Origin of the sequence: Pseudomonas fluorescens, assembly GCF_005938625.1 — a bacterium.
GTDB classification, from domain to species: Bacteria; Pseudomonadota; Gammaproteobacteria; order Pseudomonadales; family Pseudomonadaceae; genus Aquipseudomonas; species Aquipseudomonas fluorescens_BD.
In genome coordinates, this window is sequence record NZ_VCNJ01000025.1 from 15081 (window position 1) to 37055 (window position 21975).

General features: G+C 59.9%; 19 protein-coding genes. 14 read left to right on the top strand and 5 right to left on the bottom strand.

Going from position 1 to position 21975, the window contains the following annotated elements:
* Position 1 precedes the first annotated feature (1 nt).
* The 3 genes from FGA82_RS16665 to FGA82_RS16675 are packed head-to-tail and all read right to left on the bottom strand — an operon-like array spanning position 2 to position 2675.
* Entirely contained in the window at positions 2 to 769 is a 768-nt protein-coding gene (locus tag FGA82_RS16665) for a heme ABC transporter ATP-binding protein (RefSeq protein ID WP_141127892.1), read from the bottom strand.
* Positions 769 to 1806, bottom strand: a complete 1038-nt coding sequence (locus FGA82_RS16670) for a FecCD family ABC transporter permease (RefSeq protein ID WP_141127893.1) — start codon at positions 1804 to 1806, stop codon at positions 769 to 771. The genes FGA82_RS16665 and FGA82_RS16670 overlap by 1 nt, the downstream gene beginning before the upstream one ends.
* Positions 1803 to 2675, bottom strand: a complete 873-nt coding sequence (locus FGA82_RS16675) for a heme/hemin ABC transporter substrate-binding protein (protein ID WP_141127894.1) — start codon at positions 2673 to 2675, stop codon at positions 1803 to 1805. The genes FGA82_RS16670 and FGA82_RS16675 overlap by 4 nt, the downstream gene beginning before the upstream one ends.
* Before the next feature lie 165 nt (positions 2676 to 2840).
* Here FGA82_RS16675 and FGA82_RS16680 point away from each other — a divergent pair, with 165 nt between their 5' ends.
* The gene (locus FGA82_RS16680; RefSeq protein ID WP_141127895.1) at positions 2841 to 3158 is read left to right on the top strand and encodes a Rieske (2Fe-2S) protein; all 318 of its coding nucleotides are present in this window, start codon (positions 2841 to 2843) and stop codon (positions 3156 to 3158) included.
* Here FGA82_RS16680 and sfsA read toward each other — a convergent pair.
* The gene (gene sfsA, locus FGA82_RS16685; protein ID WP_141127896.1) at positions 3155 to 3868 is read right to left on the bottom strand and encodes a DNA/RNA nuclease SfsA; all 714 of its coding nucleotides are present in this window, start codon (positions 3866 to 3868) and stop codon (positions 3155 to 3157) included. The two genes, FGA82_RS16680 and sfsA, sit on opposite strands and share 4 nt — an antisense overlap.
* A complete protein-coding gene (locus FGA82_RS16690) occupies positions 3868 to 5040 on the bottom strand; it encodes a pyridoxal phosphate-dependent aminotransferase (RefSeq protein ID WP_141127897.1) in 1173 nt (390 codons plus the stop codon). The genes sfsA and FGA82_RS16690 overlap by 1 nt, the downstream gene beginning before the upstream one ends.
* A 334-nt stretch (positions 5041 to 5374) precedes the next feature.
* Here FGA82_RS16690 and dksA point away from each other — a divergent pair, with 334 nt between their 5' ends.
* The 13 genes from dksA to FGA82_RS16760 all read left to right on the top strand — a co-directional run bounded on the left by dksA (position 5375) and on the right by FGA82_RS16760 (position 21817).
* Positions 5375 to 5818 carry an RNA polymerase-binding protein DksA gene (dksA, locus tag FGA82_RS16695; RefSeq protein WP_141127898.1) on the top strand — a complete coding sequence of 148 codons (444 nt, stop codon included), beginning with the start codon at positions 5375 to 5377 and terminating at the stop codon, positions 5816 to 5818.
* A 197-nt stretch (positions 5819 to 6015) separates the two neighbouring features.
* Positions 6016 to 6912: a tRNA glutamyl-Q(34) synthetase GluQRS gene (gene gluQRS / locus FGA82_RS16700; protein ID WP_141127899.1), complete on the top strand. Its 897-nt coding sequence runs from the start codon at positions 6016 to 6018 to the stop codon at positions 6910 to 6912.
* Positions 6913 to 6989: 77 nt separating this feature from the next.
* Positions 6990 to 7166: a hypothetical protein gene (locus FGA82_RS16705; RefSeq protein WP_003176118.1), complete on the top strand. Its 177-nt coding sequence runs from the start codon at positions 6990 to 6992 to the stop codon at positions 7164 to 7166.
* A complete protein-coding gene (locus tag FGA82_RS16710) occupies positions 7150 to 10104 on the top strand; it encodes a sensor histidine kinase (protein WP_171057298.1) in 2955 nt (984 codons plus the stop codon). The genes FGA82_RS16705 and FGA82_RS16710 overlap by 17 nt, the downstream gene beginning before the upstream one ends.
* 22 nt (positions 10105 to 10126) lie before the next feature.
* Entirely contained in the window at positions 10127 to 11563 is a 1437-nt protein-coding gene (locus FGA82_RS16715) for a sigma-54-dependent transcriptional regulator (RefSeq protein WP_141127900.1), read from the top strand.
* Positions 11564 to 12297: 734 nt separating this feature from the next.
* Positions 12298 to 13701, top strand: coding sequence for a polynucleotide adenylyltransferase PcnB (locus FGA82_RS16720; RefSeq protein ID WP_038369032.1), 1404 nt, complete (start codon positions 12298 to 12300; stop codon positions 13699 to 13701).
* 4 nt (positions 13702 to 13705) lie between these two features.
* On the top strand, positions 13706 to 14191 hold the full coding sequence (folK, locus tag FGA82_RS16725) for a 2-amino-4-hydroxy-6-hydroxymethyldihydropteridine diphosphokinase (RefSeq protein ID WP_141127901.1): 486 nt from the start codon (positions 13706 to 13708) through the stop codon (positions 14189 to 14191).
* A gap of 397 nt (positions 14192 to 14588) precedes the next feature.
* Positions 14589 to 15389, top strand: a complete 801-nt coding sequence (gene panB, locus FGA82_RS16730; RefSeq protein ID WP_038369034.1) for a 3-methyl-2-oxobutanoate hydroxymethyltransferase — start codon at positions 14589 to 14591, stop codon at positions 15387 to 15389.
* On the top strand, positions 15386 to 16246 hold the full coding sequence (gene panC, locus FGA82_RS16735; RefSeq protein ID WP_141127902.1) for a pantoate--beta-alanine ligase: 861 nt from the start codon (positions 15386 to 15388) through the stop codon (positions 16244 to 16246). The genes panB and panC overlap by 4 nt, the downstream gene beginning before the upstream one ends.
* A 205-nt stretch (positions 16247 to 16451) precedes the next feature.
* Positions 16452 to 16832, top strand: a complete 381-nt coding sequence (gene panD, locus FGA82_RS16740) for an aspartate 1-decarboxylase (RefSeq protein ID WP_003205654.1) — start codon at positions 16452 to 16454, stop codon at positions 16830 to 16832.
* Positions 16833 to 17063: 231 nt separating this feature from the next.
* Positions 17064 to 18728, top strand: coding sequence for a glucose-6-phosphate isomerase (pgi, locus tag FGA82_RS16745; RefSeq protein ID WP_141127903.1), 1665 nt, complete (start codon positions 17064 to 17066; stop codon positions 18726 to 18728).
* Positions 18729 to 18958: 230 nt separating this feature from the next.
* The gene (gene acs / locus FGA82_RS16755) at positions 18959 to 20896 is read left to right on the top strand and encodes an acetate--CoA ligase (protein WP_141127904.1); all 1938 of its coding nucleotides are present in this window, start codon (positions 18959 to 18961) and stop codon (positions 20894 to 20896) included.
* Positions 20897 to 20947: 51 nt separating this feature from the next.
* Entirely contained in the window at positions 20948 to 21817 is an 870-nt protein-coding gene (locus FGA82_RS16760; RefSeq protein WP_141127905.1) for an oxygenase MpaB family protein, read from the top strand.
* Positions 21818 to 21975: the final 158 nt, after the last annotated feature.

The window sequence follows — 21975 nt, forward strand, 5'->3', positions numbered from 1 at the left end:
GTCAGCGGGCGATAATCAGCGGATGCCCACGCTCCGGGTGCGGCTGCACCAACACTTCGAGACCGAATACGGCTTGGAGCGTGTCCGGTCGCAAAACCTGCTGCGGTGTATCCAGCGCCACCGGGCGCCCGCCTTCCAGCAGTAGAATGCGATCACAATAACGCGCCGCCAGATTCAGATCATGCAGGATCACCAACACCGCCGCGCCACGATCGGCAAACTCGCGCACAGCCTGCAAGGTGGTGTGCTGATGCAGTGGATCGAGCATCGACGTCGGCTCATCCAACAGCAGCGTCTGCCCCGCCTGCCCCGGCCAAAGCTGCGCCAGCACCCGCGCCAGATGCACACGCTGACGCTCGCCACCGGACAGCGCCAGATAACTGCGACCGCTCAAGTGCCCGGCATCCGCCGCCGCCAAAGCCGCCGCGATGATTTCGTCATCCCGGGCCCGACCGCTTTGCCAAGGCAAGCGGCCCATGCCGACCACCTCTTCGACGCGGAAAGCAAAATCCAGGGTCGACACTTGGGGCAACACAGCCAATCGCTGCGCGCGTTGCGAGCCGGTCCAGTGACTCAACGCCTGCCCGTCGAGCGAAACCCCGCCCGCGCTCGCCGCCAACTCACCGCACAAGGCGCCGAGCAAGGTACTTTTACCTGCACCGTTCGGCCCGAGCACACCGAGCACTTCACCCGGTTCGAGTTGCAGCGTGACCTCGCTGAGTACGGCTTTGCGACCGCGCTGGATGTGCAGATTCTGCGCACGCAACATCAGGCACGCCCTCGCAGCAGCAAATAGAGAAAGAACGGCGCACCGATAAACGCGGTAACAATACCGATCGGCAACTCCGCCGGCGCCAGCGCCAGCCGCGCGACCAGATCAGCCAACAGCAACAGGCTCGCCCCCGCCAGCACCGATGCCGGCAGCAATACTTTGTGATCCGGCCCCGCCAGCAAACGCACCAGATGCGGCACCACCAGCCCGACAAAACCGATCATTCCGGCGGCCGCGACTGCCGCACCAACCCCCAGCGCCGTGCAAAACACCAATTCACGCTTGAGCCGCTCGACATCAATGCCCAAATGCCCAGCCTCGGACTCTCCGAGCAGCAAGGCATTCAGCGCTTTCGCCCGACGCGGCAACCACAACGCGACACCGGCGCTGATGATCAGCAACGGCCACAACCGCGCGTAACTGGCGCCATTGAGGCTGCCAAGGTTCCAGAACGTTAGGGTGCGCAAAGTCGCGTCATCCGCCAGATAAGTGAACAGCCCGACTGCGGAACTGGCCAGCGCCGTTAGCGCAATACCAGCGAGCAACATGGTCGCGACATTGGTCTGGCCGTTGCGGCGACCGAGTCGATAAACCAGCGCCGTAACTCCAAGCCCGCCGAGAAACGCACAGATCGACAACAGATAAGGGCCGAACCATTCCGGCAGACCGCCAAAAAACGAACCGCCGACAATCGCGATCGCTGCGCCCAATGCCGCGCCGCTGGAAACACCCACCAGCCCCGGATCTGCCAGCGGATTGCGAAACAAGCCCTGCATTGCCACGCCGGACAACGCCAGCACACCGCCGACCGCCAGCCCGAGCAGGGTTCTCGGCAGACGAATCTGCCCGAGGATCAGTTCAGCCTGCTCCAGTCCATCCGGTGCCAATGGCACGCCAAGCATGCGCAATGCCGCGCGCAACGTATCGATCAGCGGCAGGCTGACCGGCCCCAACGCCAACGACAACCAGATCGCCAATAAACACAGGAGCGTCAGGCCGATGAACAAGCCACGAGGCTTTACCAGTGTGGTCATTGGCCGCTCTTGGCCGGGTAGAAACCGTCAGTCAGGCTTTTCAACGTCGCTGGCAAACGTGGTCCAAGGCCGCCGACCAGCAAAGTCGGGTCAAGCTCCAGTACCCGACCGGCCTTGGCCGCGCGACTTGAATTTAGAATCGGGTTTTCCTTGAACAGCGCCGCTTTCGCCGCCTCACCGGTCAATGCACGGTCGGCGAACACCAGCACTTCAGGATCGAGACTGGCGAGGGATTCCACGGAAAACGGCTTGTAACCCGTGTGCGTCGCCAGGTTATGTCCGCCCGCTTGTTGCAGCAGCCAGTCAGCGGCGGTGTCCTTGCCGGCGATCAATGGTTTGCCACCGGCATGTCCAAGCAACAGCAGCACACCCGGCGCTTTTTGTTTGGTCTGCGCATCCGCAACATGCACTTTCTGCGCATCAAGTTGCTGTTGATAACTTTGCAGTAGCTGCTTTGCCTGGGCTTCTGTGCCGAGCAACTGGCCCAGATGCGTAACGTTTTTCTCCAGCGTCGGCAGATCCGGTTGAGCCGAGAACAACACCACCTGAACCTTGGCCGCATTGACTTGCGCCAGAACCGTCGGCGGGCCCATTTCTTCAGTGCCAATCAAGATATCCGGGCGCAGACTGAGAATGCCTTCAGCCGAAAGACTGCGCTGGTAACCAATGCTCGGCAGCGCCTTCAACGAGTCCGGATGCTGACTGGTGGTATCGACGCCAACCAGTTTCGCCTCGCCGCCCAAGGCACTGACCCACTCCGACAGCGCACCGCCAGCGCTGACCCAACGTTGCGGCAAATCCGCCGCTGCAGCCTGGTGGCTGACCAAAAGTCCGACACACAGCACAGCAACGCGGGTACTCAGGCGCATACACAGCTTCCTTGAACAAGGTTTTTCCCGGGCATCAGGATGACAGGCCAAGTATCCTCGACATCTGCCAACCGCCTGCGGGCGAAGGCCGCCATTTGATAATTGTTTGCATTTAAACGTCAAGCTCGGACATATCCAGACATGAGCGGACATCAGAGGATAGCCATGAAGTTTCTCTGCGCGGGCATCGAGCTCGCCGAGGCCACCAGCCGGGGTTTTGAAGTCGACGGGAAAAAGCTGTTCGCCGTACGCCGTAGCGGGCAGGCATTCGTTTATCTCAATCGCTGCCCACACCGTGGCGTCGGGCTGGAATGGCAGCCCGACCAGTTTCTCGACCCGAGCAACAGCCTGATCCAGTGCGCCACCCACGGCGCATTGTTTCTGATCGAGGACGGTGAATGCGTTGCCGGCCCTTGCGCCGGGCAATCACTCACCGCCATACCTTGCCGGGAAGATGTGCAAGGGCTGTGGATCGATGTTTAACCGTTAAGCAGCACGTCAAGACGCCGGTCGATGACCATCTCTTCATGGTCCAGCCGCACGCCATACGCCAGCACCTCAACGCCGCAGGCCACTGCTTCGAGAAGCGCATCGGCGTAAGCCGAATCGATTTCCTTCGCCGGCCGCACCGCTTCAATCCCGGTCAGATTCACGCAATACAACTGCACCGCCCGAACTCCGTCTCGCGCCAAATGTGCCAGCTCACGCAAATGCTTGGCGCCGCGCTGGGTCACGGCATCGGGAAATGCTGCCACCGCAGTACCGTCGAAACCGAGGGTGACGCTTTTCACCTCTACATATGCCGGACCACTGGGGTATTCGAGACGGAAGTCGATACGGCTCTTTTCCTGCCCGTACGCGATTTCACGTTTCAACGCGGTAAAGCCGTTCAACTCGCTGATGACGCCGGCCTGCAACGCCTCCTCGACCAAACCGTTGGCCCGTGCGGTATTCACGCAAAACAACCGACCCTGCGGGGTTTCGCCAATTTCCCAAGTACCGGGCAATTTACGCTTGGGGTCATTTGAGCGACTGAACCAGACCTGCCCGCCTTCGACCTGACAGTTGAACATCGAACCAGTGTTGGGGCAGTGAATGGTCAGCAACTCGCCGCTAACAGTTTCGATATCGGCGAGAAAACGCTTGTAACGACGGATCAGTCGCGCCTCTTCCAGAGCAGGATAAAAGCGCATCAGCCTTGCCAGCTCTTCAAGCCACGGGCGATTCGCTCCACCGCTTCCTGTAAGCGAGGGAGGTTTTGCGTGTAGGCAAAACGCACATGGTGACTGGCCTGATAACGGCCGAAATCCAGGCCCGGGGTGAAGGCAACGTGCTCGGTTTCGAGAAAATGTCGGCAGAACGCGAAGGCATCGCCGCCGAACTGGCTGATATCGGCGTACAGATAGAACGCGCCCTCAGGCTCCACGGCGATGTTGAAACCCAACTCGCGAAGTGCCGGCAGGAGGAAATCGCGACGAAGGCCGAATTCCGCGCGGCGCTCTTCCAGAATCGCGATAGTGTCCGGTTCGAAACAGGCCAACGCCGCGTATTGCGCCATGCTCGGCGCGCTGATGTAGAGGTTCTGCGCCAGTTTTTCCAGCTCGCTGACGGCCGCATCCGGCGCCACCAGCCAGCCGAGACGCCAACCGGTCATGCCGAAGTACTTGGAGAAACTGTTCAGGACAAAAGCGCTGTCATCGACTTCCAGCACGCTCGCCGCATCGGTGCCGTAAGTCAGACCGTGGTAGATCTCGTCCACCACCAGATGCCCGTGTCTGGCCTTGATGGCTGTGGATAACCCGGCCAGTTCGTCGCGGGTCAGGATCGTCCCGGTCGGGTTGGCAGGTGAAGCGACCAAAGCGCCAACGCTGTCGTGATCCCAATGACGCTCAACCAGATCCGGAGTCAGTTGGTAACGCACGTCCGGACCCACCGGCACTAACTGCGCCGCGCCTTCCACCAAGCGCAGGAAGTGCCTGTTGCACGGATAACCGGGATCCGCCAACAACCAGTGTTTACCCGGATCGACCAGCAAAGCGCTGGCCAGCAACAGCGCACCGGACCCGCCCGGCGTGATCAAAATCCGTCGCGGATCAATGTTCAAGCCATAACGCGATTGATAAAACCCGGAGATTGCCTCGCGCAGCTCCGGAATACCCCGGGCAGCGGTGTAACGGGTCTTGCCCGCCGTCAGCGCCGCCTGCCCGGCATGAATGATCGGCTCAGCGGTAGTGAAGTCCGGCTCGCCGATCTCCAGATGGATGACATCGTGGCCTTCAGCCTGCAATTCATTGGCCCGCGCCAGCAGCGCCATCACATGGAACGGTTCGATCGCACGACTGCGCGCACTGTAGGGCTGAGCCATTGGATTTCCTTCGGCAGGGAAAAAGAAACGATTCTACCCATCTGCCGGAACGAGCGAGAACCCGCAGCGGTCACAGCCTCAAGAACGCTGGACTGTAACGATATGAGCGTACGCTCCAGGATTGACTAAAATCAGTGATTGAACAGGTCTTCAACACCACCAGACACGGCTTGCCAAACATTTGCAAGCGCCACCCGCCGGGGCCTCGACATCCGGGAGTAGCGCAGGCCGAATTGATCTGGTAAGTTCGCCCGCTTGCAGCCGCAGGGCCGGCAGGTGTCGGTGATGGAGCAATCCTGCGCAATGGATTACAAGAGTAGAGGCGGTCCATTTCATGCCCACCCAAGCAAAGCAACAGCAGCAAACGGCGATCACTGGCTTCGAACCTTACGTTCAGGCCAAAGACGAAGAGTACATGGGCAAACCCATGCGCGCGCACTTCACCAAGATCCTGACCAAGTGGAAACTGGACTTGATGCAGGAAGTCGACCGAACTGTTGATCACATGAAGGACGAAGCGGCCAACTTTCCCGACCCGGCCGACCGTGCCAGTCAGGAAGAAGAGTTCGCCCTTGAACTGCGTGCCCGTGATCGCGAGCGCAAGCTGATCAAGAAGATCGACAAGACACTGCAATTGATCGAAGACGGCGAATACGGCTGGTGCGATTCGTGCGGCATCGAGATCGGCGTCAAGCGCCTTGAAGCCCGTCCTACCGCCGACATGTGCGTCGACTGCAAGAACCTGGCTGAGATCAAGGAAAAGCAGGTCGGCAAGTAATCTCGACCTGAATGAAAAACGGAGCGTGCGAACGCTCCGTTTTTGTTTCTGACGTTTGCCTTATATCCCCTGTGGGAGCGAGCTTGCTCGCGAAAGGGCCATATGCCTCAACATTCATGTAGCAGACACACCGCCTTCGCGAGCAAGCTCGCTCCCACAGGTGTTGTGTACGCGCTCTGAAAAAGTACTGTCGCCCCATGACTGCCAAGAAATCCCCCGCCTACGTCGGCCGCTTCGCCCCAACCCCCAGTGGCCACTTGCACTTTGGCTCGCTGGTCGCCGCCCTCGCCTCGTATCTCGACGCCCGTTCGGTCGGCGGTCGCTGGCTGGTGCGCATGGAAGATCTCGATCCGCCCCGCGAAGAACCCGGTGCGCAAACGGCAATCCTCAAGGCGTTGGAAAGCTACGGCTTCGAATGGGATGGCGACATGGTGCGCCAGAGCGATCGGCACGCTGCCTACGCCGACGTGCTCAACAGCCTGTTCAATCATGGCCTGGCCTACGCTTGCACCTGCTCGCGCAAACAGCTCGAACCGTACAACGGCATCTATCCGGGCCTGTGCCGCAATGCCGGTCATGACCAGCAAGACGCCGCCATCCGCCTGCGCGTGCCAGAACTGGAATACCACTTCATCGATCGAGCGCAGGGCGAATACCGTCAGCATCTGGGTCGCGACGTCGGCGATTTCGTCATCCGCCGTCGCGACGGCCTCTATGCTTATCAACTGGCCGTGGTGCTCGACGACGCCTGGCAAGGCATTACCGACATTGTGCGCGGTGCCGACCTGCTCGACTCGACGCCGCGCCAGCTCTACCTGCAGGAATTGCTGGGAATGCGCCAGCCGCGCTACCTGCACCTGCCGCTGATTACTCAACCGGACGGCAACAAGCTCGGCAAGTCCTACCGTTCACCGCCGCTTGACGCGGATCAAGCCACGCCATTGTTATTGCGAGCCCTGCGCGCACTAGGGCAAAACCCCGGCGCCGAACTGGCTCACGCCTCGCCGCAAGAGTTGCTGGCGTGGGGCAGCACGCACTGGGATGCGACAAAGATCCCGCGCACACTGACTCTGCCCGAGGCGCAACTGCTATGACGACACTTGCAGTCGTGCGCCCATCCGTTACCATCGCCGCACGTTTTCGGGCACGCGCATAAAAAAGAGAGGCCGGGATGTACATCTATCGCTTGGTCCTGCTTTTAGTCGTGGGGATCTACCTGTTTTCCCCCGCCATCATGGATTGGTGGATCGACGCTACGGGCGCCTGGTATCGCCCCTATCTGCTCTGGCTGATCCTGATTGTCGTGACCTTCATCCTGCAGAGCCAAAAAGATGCCGATGAGCTTTAGCCTGACCCAGATGATCCTGATCAGCGCCGCGTACCTGGCGGTGCTGTTCGGCGTTGCCTGGATCAGTGAACGGGGCATGATCCCGCGCGCGATCATTCGCCACCCGCTGACCTACACGTTGTCGCTCGGGGTTTACGCCAGTGCGTGGGCGTTCTACGGCACGGTTGGTCTGGCCTACCAGTATGGCTACGGTTTTCTTTCCAGTTACCTTGGCGTGTCCGGCGCGTTTCTGCTGGCGCCGGTGTTGCTTTATCCGATTCTGAAAATCACCCGCACCTATCAACTGTCGTCGCTGGCGGATCTGTTTGCCTTCCGCTTTCGCAGTACCTGGGCCGGGGCGCTGACCACGATCTTCATGCTGATTGGCGTGTTGCCGTTGCTGGCGTTGCAGATTCAAGCGGTCGCCGATTCCATTGGTATCCTCACTGGCGAGCCGGTGCAGAGCCGCGTAGCGCTGGCGTTTTGTGCGCTGATCATCCTGTTCACGATTTTTTTCGGCTCCCGCCACATCGCCACCCGCGAGAAACACGAAGGGTTGGTGTTCGCGATTGCCTTTGAATCGGTGATCAAACTGGTTGCCCTCGGCGGCGTCGGTTTGTATGCGTTGTACGGCGTGTTCGACGGCCCGCAACAACTTGAGGTGTGGCTGCTGCAAAACCAGACCGCCCTCGCCGCGCTGCACACGCCATTGCAGGAAGGCCCGTGGCGCACGCTGCTGCTGGTGTTCTTCGCTTCGGCGATCGTGATGCCGCATATGTATCACATGACCTTTACCGAAAACCTCAATCCACGCTCGCTGGTCAGTGCGAGCTGGGGTTTGCCGCTGTTCCTGTTGCTGATGAGTCTGGCGGTGCCGCTGATCTTGTGGGCCGGTCTGAAACTGGGCGCGACGACCAATCCGGAATATTTCACCCTTGGCATCGGCATCGCCGCCAACAGCAAACCGCTGGCGTTGCTCGCTTACGTCGGTGGTTTATCAGCGGCCAGCGGCCTGATCATCGTCACCACGCTCGCGCTATCGGGCATGGCGCTGAACCATCTGGTGCTGCCGCTCTATCAACCGCCGGCCGAAGGCAATATCTACCGTTGGTTGAAATGGACGCGCCGCGCGCTGATCGTCGCGATCATCATGGCCGGTTTCGGCTTCTACCTGATGCTCGGCGCCGAGCAGGATTTGGCCAACCTCGGCATCGTCGCGTTTGTCGCGACCCTGCAATTCCTGCCCGGCGTGTTGTCGGTACTGTATTGGCCGACTGCCAACCGTCGCGGCTTTATCGCCGGGCTGCTGGCGGGGATTCTGGTCTGGGTAGTGACCATGCTGCTGCCGCTGGTCGGCAATCTGCAGGGTTTCTATATCCCGCTGCTGAACATGATTTACGTGCTCGACGACACCAGTTGGCACATGGCGGCCATCGCCTCACTGGCGGCCAACGTATTGATGTTCACGCTGATCTCGCTGTTCACCAACGCCAGTCCGGAAGAAGCCAGCGCCGCCGAAGCCTGCGCTGTGGATAACGTCCGTCGCCCGCAGCGGCGTGAGTTGCACGCCGCCTCGCCTCAGGAGTTCGCCACACAACTGGCGAAACCGTTGGGTGCCAAGGCTGCGCAGAAGGAAGTCGAGCAAGCGCTGCGTGACCTCTATCTGCCATTCGACGAACGCCGCCCGTACGCCTTGCGCCGTTTGCGCGATCGCATCGAAGCCAACCTCTCCGGCCTGATGGGCCCGAGCGTCGCGCAGGACATGGTCGAAACCTTCCTGCCTTATAAGGCGGGCGGCGAAAACTATGTCACCGAAGACATCCACTTCATCGAAAGCCGCCTCGAGGATTACCACTCGCGCCTCACAGGTTTAGCCGCTGAGCTCGATGCGCTGCGCCGTTATCACCGCCAGACCCTGCAGGAACTGCCGATGGGCGTCTGCTCGCTGGCCAAGGATCAAGAGATCCTGATGTGGAACAAGGCCATGGAAGAACTCACCGGGATCGCCGCGCAGCGTGTGGTCGGTTCGCGTCTGAGCACCATTGGCGAGCCGTGGAAGGAATTGCTGCAAGGCTTCATCAATCTGCCCGACGAGCATTTGCACAAACAGCATCTGGCCCTCGACGGACAGACCCGCTGGCTGAACCTGCACAAAGCAGCGATTGATGAGCCGTTGGCACCGGGTAACAGTGGCTTGGTGCTGCTGGTCGAAGATCTGACCGAAACGCAGATGCTTGAAGACAAACTGGTGCACTCCGAGCGTCTGGCCAGCATTGGTCGCCTGGCGGCCGGTGTGGCCCACGAAATCGGCAACCCGATCACCGGCATCGCCTGTCTGGCGCAGAACCTGCGTGAAGAGCGCGAAGACGACGGCGAGCTGACAGAGATCAGCGGGCAGATTCTTGAACAGACCAAACGTGTGTCACGCATCGTCCAGTCGTTGATGAGTTTCGCCCACGCGGGTAGCCATCAGCACAGTGACGAGCCCGTCTGTCTGGCCGAAGTCGCGCAGGATGCCATCGGCCTGCTGGCGTTGAACCGACGCAATTTCGAAGTGCAGTTCTACAACCTGTGCGATCCCGATCACTGGGTCGAAGGCGATCCGCAACGACTCGCCCAGGTTTTGATCAATCTGCTATCCAACGCCCGCGATGCCTCGCCGCCGCACAGTGCGGTACGGGTCAAGAGCGAAGCCGGCGAACACACGGTCGACCTGATCGTCGAAGACGAAGGCAGCGGCATTCCGAAGAACATCATGGACCGATTGTTCGAACCCTTCTTCACCACCAAGGATCCTGGCGAAGGCACCGGTCTGGGCCTTGCACTGGTCTATTCCATCGTTGAAGAGCATTATGGACAAATCACCATCGACAGCCCGGCTGATGTACAAAGCCAACGCGGCACCCGTATCCGGGTGACCTTACCGCGTCATGTCGAAGCGACGTCCGCTGTGAACTGAGACCGTCGAGAGTATCGAATCAATGCCGCACATTTTGATCGTCGAAGACGAAACAATTATCCGCTCCGCCTTGCGCCGCCTGCTGGAACGCAACCAGTACCAGGTCAGCGAAGCCGGTTCAGTGCAGGAAGCACAAGAACGCTTCACCATTCCTACGTTCGATCTGATCGTCAGCGATCTGCGTCTGCCGGGCGCGCCGGGCACCGAGCTGATCAAGCTCGGCCAGGGCACGCCGGTGCTGATCATGACCAGTTACGCCAGCCTGCGCTCGGCGGTCGACTCGATGAAGATGGGCGCGGTGGATTACATCGCCAAGCCTTTCGACCACGATGAAATGCTCCAGGCCGTTGCACGGATCCTGCGTGATCGCCAATCGGCACCGGCTGCCGGCGAAGCGATTGCCAGCAAACCGGCCAATGGCAGCGGCAAATCCGCCGTCGACAACAGCAACGGCGAGATTGGCATCATCGGCTCCTGCCCACCGATGCAGGATCTGTACAGCAAGATCCGCAAAGTCGCGCCGACCGATTCCAATGTGTTGATCCAGGGCGAGTCCGGCACCGGTAAAGAACTGGTGGCCCGCGCCCTGCACAACCTGTCGAAACGCGCCAAGGCGCCGATGATTTCGGTGAACTGCGCGGCCATTCCGGAAAGCCTGATCGAGTCCGAGCTGTTCGGCCACGAGAAAGGCGCGTTCACTGGCGCCAGCGCCGGTCGAGCCGGTCTGGTTGAAGCGGCGGACGGCGGCACGCTGTTCCTCGACGAAATCGGTGAGCTGCCACTCGAAGCTCAGGCCCGCCTTCTGCGCGTGTTGCAGGAAGGCGAGATCCGCCGGGTTGGCTCGGTGCAGTCGCAGAAAGTCGATGTGCGCTTGATCGCGGCCACTCACCGGGACCTGAAGAGTCTGGCGAAAATCGGCCAGTTCCGTGAAGACCTTTATTACCGCCTGCACGTGATCGCGTTGAAATTGCCGGCGCTGCGCGAGCGCGGTGCCGACGTCAACGAAATCGCCACGGCTTTCCTCGCTCGCCAGAGCGCACGCATCAACCGTACCGACCTCAAGTTTGCTGCGGATGCCGAACAGGCAATCCGTCATTATTCTTGGCCGGGTAACGTGCGTGAGCTGGAAAACGCAGTCGAGCGCGCAGTGATTCTGAGCGAAAGCCCGGAAATTTCCGCCGACTTGCTGGGTATCGACATCGAGCTGAGCGATCTGGAAGACGACGAGTTCATCGGTCTGCCGCCACAAACGGTGGGTAACGCCAGCAACAGCAGCCACGAGCCGACCGAAGACCTGTCGCTGGAAGACTACTTCCAGCACTTCGTCCTCGAGCATCAGGACCACATGACCGAGACCGAACTGGCGCGCAAACTGGGCGTCAGCCGCAAATGTCTGTGGGAACGCCGTCAGCGTCTGGGCATCCCACGGCGCAAGACCGGGGTCGCCAGCGAGAGCTGAACGTTACCTGTCGAGTGTGCGGGTAACGCTTGAGAATGTGAAAAAACTGTTACCTCAGTCCTTTCACGTAACAGAAGCCGGGGTTATCGGTAACGAAACCCCGGCTTTTTTTCGCCCCGACAAAACGGTTATATCGACCTAACCCCTTGTTTTATTGGGTTTCACAAAAGTTGGCACGCCCCCTGCTATATGTTTAGTACAAGAACAATAACAAGCAATGCACAAGACAATAAAAATAAGACGAATCGACTCACGCACAATAAAAACAAGACGGCGAGAGGCGCAGCTAACTGATTCTTTTGGAGAGGCGTTGTATTTGGGGCTTGCCCCACGACCAGGCCGAGAACAACAAAAACTGTCCTAAGACAGAGCCTGTACTGGTTGGATCGAGAGATCACTGCAATTCAGCGACCAAAGCAATCCGTTTGCTCTTGGCTCCCGATTGGGAGGGTCACGAAGGAAACACTTCGTGGCGAGGGCACTCAACAAAAACAAGAAGCCCGAATCAATAATAAAAAGAGCACGCAACTACTTCTTGGGGAGCTTCGGCTCCCCTTGTAGTTTCTCCCTTCTGTAAAAACTCTCTGTTTTACCCCCGCTTCAGCCTTGTAGCTTGCGGCTTTCAGCTCGAAACTGCTGTCTCCTACACCATCCCCCGACTAAATGCTAGAATCTGCGCCCATCATGCGGTCATTCTTTGGTATGGCCGAACATTCCTTCAAACAGTGCATCCCATGCTGAAGAAGTTGTTCCAGTCATTCCGAACTCCCGTGCGTCGTACGCAACACATCCGCAGCACCCCTGAAGTGCTCAACAGCGGTCAACATTCGCTGCAGAAAACGCAGTTCAGCCGCTATGCGGTGAATATCGTCGAACGCCTGCAGGGTGCCGGTTACCAGGCTTATCTGGTCGGCGGTTGCGTGCGTGACATGCTGCTGGGCATCACGCCCAAGGATTTCGACGTCGCCACCAGTGCCACCCCTGAGCAAGTCCGTGCCGAATTTCGCAATGCACGGATCATTGGCCGTCGCTTCAAACTGGTGCATATCCATTTCGGTCGCGAAATCATCGAAGTCGCGACTTTCCGCGCCAATCACCCGGTCAACGAAGACGACGAGGACAGCAACCAGTCTTCGCGTAACGAAAGCGGGCGGATTCTGCGCGACAACGTTTACGGCACGCTGGAAGAAGACGCGCAACGCCGCGACTTCACCATCAACGCCCTGTATTACGATCCGGTCAGCGAGCGCATCCTCGACTACGCCAACGGCGTACACGACATCCGCAACCACCTGATCCGCCTGATCGGCGACCCGAAGCAGCGTTATCAGGAAGACCCGGTGCGCATGCTGCGCGCCGTGCGTTTCGCCGCCAAGCTCAATTTCGGCATCGAAAAGCACACCGTGCAACCGATCCGCGAACTGGCACCGATGCTGCGCGAAATCCCTTCGGCGCGTCTGTTCGAAGAAGTGCTCAAGCTGTTCCTCTCGGGGCACGGCGCGATCACCTTCGAAATGCTGGTCGACCTGCAACTGTTCGCCCCGTTGTTCCCGGCCAGTGCCGACGCGCTGGAACACAACCCGGAATACACCCACACGCTGATCAGCGAAGCGCTGACCAACACCGACCTGCGCATCAAGCAGAACAAACCGGTGACCCCGGCGTTCCTTTTTGCCGCGCTGCTGTGGCCTGCCCTGCCGGCCCGCGTGTTGCGTCTGCAGGAACGCGGCATGCCGCCGATCCCGGCGATGCAGGAAGGCGCCCACGAGCTGATCGCCGAACAGTGCCAGCGCATCGCGATTCCAAAACGCTTCACCATGCCGATCCGCGAGATCTGGGACATGCAGGAGCGTCTGCCACGCCGCAGCGGCAAACGTGCCGACCTGTTGCTGGACAACCCGCGTTTCCGTGCCGGTTACGACTTCCTGCTGCTGCGTGAAAGCGCTGGCGAGGAAACTGATGGCCTCGGCGAATGGTGGACGGACTATCAGGACGCCAACGACAGCGAACGTCGCGACATGATCCGCGACCTCAGCGGTAAAGGTGATGACGCCAGCGGTGCTCCGCGCAAACGTCGCCGCAGCAGCGGTTCCAAGCGCAAGCGCGCCGGCGCACCGAGCGCTTCGACAGGCGAGTAAAGGCATGGAACGCATCTACATCGGCATGGGCAGCAACCTCGCTGACCCCGCCGAACAATTGCGCAGCGCCGTCGAGGCGCTGGGACAATTGCCGCAGACCACACTCGCCGGCGTTTCCGCCTTCTATCAAAGCGATTCATTGCTGCCGGGCCAACCGCGATATACCAACGCGGTAGCAGCGCTCGACAGCTCACTCGCACCGATTGAATTGCTGGATGCATTGCAAGCCATCGAGAACGATCAAGGTCGCGAGCGCCTTGAGCGTTGGGGGCCTCGTACGCTGGATCTGGATATTCTGCTGTTCGGTGATCGTTTGATCGACGAGCCACGCCTGAAAGTCCCGCATTACCAGATTCAGGAACGCGCCTTCGTGTTGTACCCGCTCGCCGAACTGGCCCCGCAGGATCTGCGTCTTGCAGATGGGCGCACCCTCGCCGATCTGCTCGCCGCCTGCCCGTTCGTCGGCCTGGAACGCCTCACTACCCCCTGACACAAGTCCCCCGGTAGGAGCTGTCGAGTGAAACGAGGCTGCGATCTTTTGATTTTCAAACCAAGATCAAAAGATCGCAGCGTTCCGCAGCTCCTACAGGGAATAGCGTTTTACCCTCAGGATTTTGTCAGACAAAAACCCCGCAAATCAGCCCCGCCGCGCCGCTGAATCGCATCAGTAACGCCGGTAACACTCCCCTCGTAACAATGCGGTAACACACGCAATTGACTTCCTGTTGGCTCATCACGACTATAGGCGTCCCGCTGCCGCCAACCCGGCACATACGGGCGCAATCCAGGCCTTATAAGCACGACAAAAGAGCGTGCGCCTGAGTAGATGAAGAATCACGCGCGTTACTCGCAGTAGTTTCCAGAGCGCCTGAACGAGGATTTTTTACATGCCAGCCATCACCCTGACCACGCTCCAGAGCCTCAAGCAGAAAGGTGAAAAGATCACCATGCTGACCTGCTATGACGCGACCTTCGCCCACGCCTGCAACGAGGCCGGTGTCGAAGTGCTGCTGGTGGGCGACTCCCTCGGCATGGTCCTGCAAGGTCACGACAGCACTTTGCCGGTGACCACCGCAGAAATGGCCTACCACACCGCCTGCGTCAAACGCGGCAACAGCGACGCCCTGATCCTCGCCGACCTGCCGTTCATGGCCAACGCCACCCTTGAACAAACCATGACTAACAGCGCCATGCTGATGCAGGCAGGTGCGCACATGGTCAAGGTTGAAGGTCAGCTGTGGCTGGCCGAATCGATTCGTCTGCTCGCCGAACGCGGTGTGCCGGTGTGCGCGCACATGGGCCTGACCCCACAAGCGGTGAACATTCTCGGCGGCTATAAAGTGCAGGGTCGCAACGAAAACCAGGCGCGGCAGATGCGTGCTGATGCGATCTCGCTGGAACAGGCCGGTGCGGCGATGCTGCTGCTGGAATGCGTGCCGAGCGAACTGGCTGCAGAAATCAGCCAGGCAGTGAAGATTCCGGTCATCGGGATCGGCGCCGGTAACGCCACCGACGGCCAGGTTCTGGTACTGCACGACATGCTCGGCCTGTCGATCACTGGCCGCGTGCCGAAGTTCGTGAAGAACTTCATGCACGGTCAGGACAGCATCCAGTCCGCGCTGAAGGCTTACGTCAACGAAGTCAAAGCCACCACGTTCCCTGGCATCGAACACGGATTCTCTGCATGAACACCGTTAAAACCGTACGCGAACTGCGCGCCGCCGTAGCCCGCGCCCGCAGCGAAGGCAAGCGCATCGGCTTCGTACCGACCATGGGCAATCTGCACAGCGGTCACGTTGCACTGATCACCAAAGCGACCCAACGTGTGGATTTCGTGGTCGCGAGCATTTTCGTCAACCCGCTGCAATTCGGCGCCGGCGAAGACCTCGATAAATACCCGCGCACGTTGGCGGCGGATCAGGAGAAGCTGCTCGAAGCCGGTTGTTCCCTGCTGTTCGCGCCAACTGTCGAAGAAATGTACCCCGACGGCATGGCTGGACAGACTCGGGTCAGCGTGCCGCAATTGTCCGAAGGCCTGTGCGGCGCCAGCCGTCCGGGCCACTTCGAGGGTGTCGCGACCGTGGTTAGCAAACTGTTCAACATGGTCCAGCCGGATCTGGCGATTTTCGGCCAGAAGGATTACCAGCAACTGGCGGTGATCCGCGCGCTGGTGCATGACCTGAACATGCCGATCCAGATTATCGGCGAACCGACCGTGCGCGCCGCCGATGGCTTGGCGCTGTCGTCGCGCAATGGTTTCCTCAACGAGGAACAGCGCGCGGTGGCACCGGTGGTCTATCGCTCGCTGAGCAACATTGCCGAGTCGATCAAGCAAGGTGAACGGGACTTCCCTGCGCTGATCAGTGGGCAGTTGCAACAGCTCGAAGCCGCGGGTCTGCGCCCGGACTATCTGGAAATCCGCCATGCGCTGACCTTGCGTCCGGCGACGGCTGAAGACCGTGATCTGGTGATTCTGGTGGCCGCGTTCCTCGGCACTACGCGGTTGATCGATAACCTGCACCTGAATCTCGACACCCCGGTTTAAGCCTCACCGATAACCTGTGGGAGTGAGCTTGCTCACGAATGCAATCTGTTAGCTGACGTAAATATCGACTGACATGACGCCTTCGCGAGCAAGCTCGCTCCCACAGGTTTTTTTGTGTTTTAAAGAGCTGGTTTCAGCTGTATTGCCGCCCTCAAAGCCTTCGGGCACACTGCCCGCCGTTCGATGCCAACCCGGGAAAACCCTCATGCACGCGATCATGCTCAAGGCCAAACTGCACCGCGCCGAAGTCACTCATGCAGTGCTCGATTACGAAGGTTCGTGCGCCATCGATGGCGAGTGGCTGGACTTGTCCGGCATCCGTGAATACGAGCAGATCCAGATTTATAACGTCGACAACGGCGAACGTTTCACCACCTACGCGATTCGTGGTGAAGAAGGCTCGCGGATGATCTCCGTCAATGGCGCCGCTGCGCACAAGGCCAAGGTCGGCGACCGCGTGATCATTTGTGCCTACGCCCATTACAGCGAAGCCGAGCTGGTCAATTTCAAGCCGCGTATGCTCTACATGGCGCCCGGCAACGAGCTGAGCCACACCAGCAACGCCATCCCGGTTCAGCTCGCCTGATCGCGAAATCGCCCCGCGCCCCCTCCGTTTGTCGGCCAGTTCCCGGTCTCGATGTTAAAAAAGTACAGGGATCTGGTCAGACAAAGTCAAGACAGAACGCAGCGCGAGGTTTACTGTATTCGCCCTGCGTCCAGAAATCGTGTCGACGCAGTTGATCCCATGCCCAAACATGGCGTGCCGGGTCTGTTCAGTGTTCAAAAGGCCGTTCAAGTAAAAAGGAAAACCGCAGCGATGGCGTATTACCTCACTCCTCAAGACGTTACCGCTCTGCCCGCCTGGCAAGCGTTGAAAGATCACCGCCAAGCCATGCAGGATTTCAGCATGCGCGAAGCCTTCAACGCCGATCCGCAGCGCTTCAATCAGTTCACCCTCAGCAGCTGCGGACTGTTTCTCGATTATTCGAAGAATTTGATCAACGCCCAGACCCGCAACCTGCTGGTCGGTCTGGCCAATGAAGTCGATCTCAAGGGCGCCATCAAAGCGCTGTTTGAAGGCGAAATCGTCAACACTTCCGAAGGCCGCCCGGCGCTGCACACCGCCCTGCGTCGCCCGGTGGGCGACAAGCTGTCGGTCAATGGCGTCAACGTGATGCCGGAAGTCCACAAGGTTTTGAACCAGATCACCGATCTGGTTGGCCGCATTCACGATGGCCTGTGGCGTGGTTACACCGAGAAGCCGATCACCGACGTGGTCAACATCGGCATCGGTGGCTCGTTCCTCGGCCCTGAGCTGGTCTCCGAAGCGCTGCTGTCCTACGCGCAGAAAGGCGTGCGTTGCCATTATCTGGCGAACATCGACGGCAGCGAATTCCACGAGCTGACGCAAAAGCTGCGCGCCGAGACCACGCTGTTCATCGTTTCGTCGAAGTCGTTCAACACCCTCGAAACCCTGAAGAATGCTCAGGCTGCTCGTGCTTGGTACTTGGCGCAGGGCGGTTCGGAAGCCGAGCTATATCGTCACTTCATCGCTGTATCGAGCAACAACGCAGCGGCCGTTGCGTTCGGTATCCGCGAAGAAAACATCTTCCCGATGTGGGACTGGGTCGGCGGTCGTTACTCGCTGTGGTCGGCCATCGGTTTGCCGATTGCTCTGGCCATCGGCATGTCCAACTTCAAGGAGCTGCTGTCCGGTGCCTACACCATGGACCAGCATTTCCAGACCGCGCCGTTCGAACAGAACATGCCGGTGCTGCTGGCCCTGCTCGGCGTGTGGTACGGCAACTTCTGGGGCGCGCAAAGCCACGCGATCCTGCCGTACGACCACTACCTGCGCAACATCACCAAGCACTTGCAACAGCTGGACATGGAATCCAACGGCAAGAGCGTGCGTCAGGACGGCACGCCGGTGTCGACCGATACCGGTCCGGTGATCTGGGGCGGCGTCGGCTGCAACGGGCAGCACGCTTACCACCAGTTGCTGCATCAAGGTTCGCAACTGATCCCGGCCGACTTCATCGTGCCGATCGTCAGCTTCAATCCGGTCTCCGACCATCACCAGTGGCTGTACGCCAACTGCCTGTCGCAGAGCCAGGCGCTGATGCTCGGCAAGACCTTGCCGGAAGCCGAGCAGGAACTGCGCGACAAGGGCATGAGCGAAGCAGAAGTGCACAAACTCGCACCGCACAAGGTGATTCCGGGCAACCGTCCGAGCAACACTATCGTCGTTGAGCGCATCAGCCCACGTCGTCTTGGCGCATTGGTTGCCATGTATGAACACAAAGTGTTCGTACAAAGCGTGGTCTGGGGCATCAACGCCTTCGACCAGTGGGGTGTGGAGCTGGGTAAGGAACTGGGCAAAGGCGTTTACAACCGTCTGGTCGGCAGCGATGAAACCAATGCTGATGACCCTTCCACCCAGGGCCTGATCAACTACTTCCGCGGTCGTCACCGCGGGTGATAGGCTGAAGGGGCGGTTTGCCTGCCCCTACAGCTTGCAACATCGACAGTTCCACGGCACCGGGCTAATCGCAGAATCGGTGGCGTACACGATCCCTGTAGGAGCTGCCGAAGGCTGCGATCTTTTGATCTTGACCTTAAAAAACAAGATCAAAAGATCGCAGCCTTCGGCAGCTCCTACGAGGGTCGTACAGCTCCCCTCTTGTCGCACAACAAGAATAAGGAACCGTCATGTTCGATATCAGCACGTTCCCCAAAGCCGATGCCGTCCGCCGGGCTGCGCAATTGAGTCAGGACGACTATCGGCGCCTGTACCGCGAATCCATTGAACACCCCAGCACCTTCTGGGCCGAACAGGCCAAGCGCTTCCTCGACTGGAGCACGCCGTGGCAGACCGTTCAGCGCTATGACCTGAAAACCGGTGAAGCCGCCTGGTTTGCCGGGGGCAAACTGAACGTCAGCTACAACTGCATCGACCGCCACCTGGAAAAGCGCGGCGAGCAGACCGCCCTGCTCTGGGAAGGCGACGACCCGGCTGAATCGGCACAAATCACTTACAAAAAACTCCACCACCATGTCTGCCGCCTGGCCAACGTACTGAAAAGCCGTGGCGTGAAGAAAGGCGACCGGGTGTGCATCTACATGCCGATGATCCCCGAGGCCGCTTACGCCATGCTCGCCTGTTCGCGGATCGGCGCGATTCATTCGGTGGTATTTGGCGGCTTCTCTCCTGATTCCCTGCGTGACCGTATTCTCGATGCCGACTGCCGCACAGTGATCACCGCCGACGAAGGCGTGCGCGGCGGCAAATTCGTGCCACTGAAACAGAACGTCGACAAAGCCCTGCAAAGTTGCCCGAACGTCAGCACCGTCGTGGTGGTCGAGCGCACCCAAGGCAACGTCGATTGGGTCGAAGGCCGCGACCTTTGGTATCACCAGGCGGTACGCGATGTCAGCGACGATTGCCCACCGGAACCGATGGACGCCGAAGATCCGCTGTTCATCCTCTACACCTCGGGCAGCACCGGCAAACCCAAAGGCGTGCTGCACACCACTGGCGGCTACCTGCTGCAAGCGGCGATGACCTTCAAGTACGTGCTCGATTACCGCGATGGCGAGGTGTTCTGGTGCACCGCCGACGTCGGCTGGGTCACCGGCCACAGCTACATCGTCTACGGCCCGCTGGCCAACGGCGCGACCACTTTGATGTTCGAAGGCGTGCCGAGCTACCCGAGCAGTTCACGATTCTGGCAGGTCATCGATAAACACAAGGTCAACATCTTCTATACCGCACCGACTGCTTTGCGCGCATTGATGCGCGAAGGTGCCGATCCGTTGAAGGAAACCTCGCGCGCCAGCCTCAGATTACTCGGCAGCGTCGGTGAGCCGATCAACCCGGAAGCGTGGGAATGGTACTTCAACGTGGTCGGCGAACAGCGCTGCCCTATCGTCGACACCTGGTGGCAGACCGAAACCGGCGGCATCATGCTCAGCCCGTTGGTCAGCGCACAGCGGATCAAACCGGGCTGCGCCACGCAGCCGATGTTTGGTGTGCAACCGGTGTTGCTCGATGAGCACGGCAAGGAAATCAAAGGTGCCGGCAGCGGCGTGCTGGCGATCAAATCCAGTTGGCCGGCACAGATCCGCAGCGTCTACGGCGACCCGCAACGCATGGTCGACACCTATTTCAAACCCTACCCCGGTTACTACTTCACCGGCGACGGCGCGCGCCGCGACGAGGACGGCGACTACTGGATCACCGGGCGCATCGATGACGTGATCAACGTCTCCGGCCACCGCATCGGCACGGCTGAAGTGGAAAGCGCACTGGTGCTACACGACAGCATCGCCGAAGCCGCCGTGGTCGGTTACCCGCACGACGTCAAAGGTCAGGGCATCTACGCCTTCGTCACGCCCATGAACGGCACCGAACCGAATGATGAACTGAAGAAAGAATTGCTCGCCCACGTCAGCAAGGAAATTGGCAGCTTCGCCAAACCAGACCTGATCCAGTGGGCGCCGGCCTTGCCGAAAACCCGTTCAGGCAAGATCATGCGGCGCATTCTGCGCAAGATCGCCTGCAACGAACTCGACAGCCTCGGTGACACCTCGACCCTGGCCGACCCGAGCGTGGTGCAGGGCCTGATCGACAAGCGCCTCAATCAGTAACACCCCGGGCGCGTTCAACCGGCCGCGCCCGCCCTTTTGCACTGAGTGGTCATGGAATTCATCCGCAGTCGTATTGAAAACCAACTCATGAGCCTGACCGGGCTGTCCCTCGGCCAACTCGACCTGGAAAACCCCAAGGGTGATCCCGGCCTGTTCGGCCCGGATTCGGTCAGTTGGCAGGTACATGGCGATTTCAGCAGCATGTTGATCGGCGGCATCAGCGCGTTGTTGCTGCAAGCTTTGCATCCACTGGCATTGGCCGGGGTTTGGGATCATTCGAATTTTCGTGAAGACATGCTCGGGCGCTTGCGGCGCACCAGTCAGTTTGTTTCCGGCACCACGTTCGGCTCGCGAAAGGACGCCGACTGGCTGATCGAGAAAGTGCGCACCATTCATCTGCAAGTGGTCGGCACCGCGCCGGACGGACGACCTTACGCGGCCAGCGATCCGGATTTGCTGACGTGGGTGCACGTGGCCGAGGTCAGTAACTTTCTGGCGGCACATTTGCGTTATCGCAATCCGCAATTGTCGGGGACGGATCAGGATCGTTATTACGCGGAAATCGCTGTGATTGCCGAACGCCTGGGCGCACGGGATGTGCCGAAGTCCCGGCAAGCCGTGGCCGAGTATCTGCAACGCATGCGCCCGCAGCTGCTGTGCGATGAGCGCAGCCGTGAAGTGTTGCGCCTATTACTGGCCGCGCCAGCGCCGAGCGTTTTGGCACGGCCGTTTGGCGATCTGATGATGAAGGCCGGCATCGACCTGCTGCCGGATTGGGCCAGTAATATGCTCGACGTCCGCCAGAGTTCGCTGCAACGCCAACTGATTCGCGCCAGCGTCCGGCGCAGCGCACCGATGCTGCGCTGGGCCATGCGCAATGGCTCAGTGCAACGGGCCAAACGCCGGATGGGCTTGAGCTGAAAACCTTCGTCGGACGCCTTCGCGAGCAAGCTCGCTCCCACAGGAGATTTGATTTGCACCATGGATCCCCTGTGGGAGCGAGCTTGCTCGCGAAGGCAGCAACTCGGTTCCCCGCCAAGCTGCTAAACTCCCGCGCCCCCATTCTCTCCAGCAAGGCG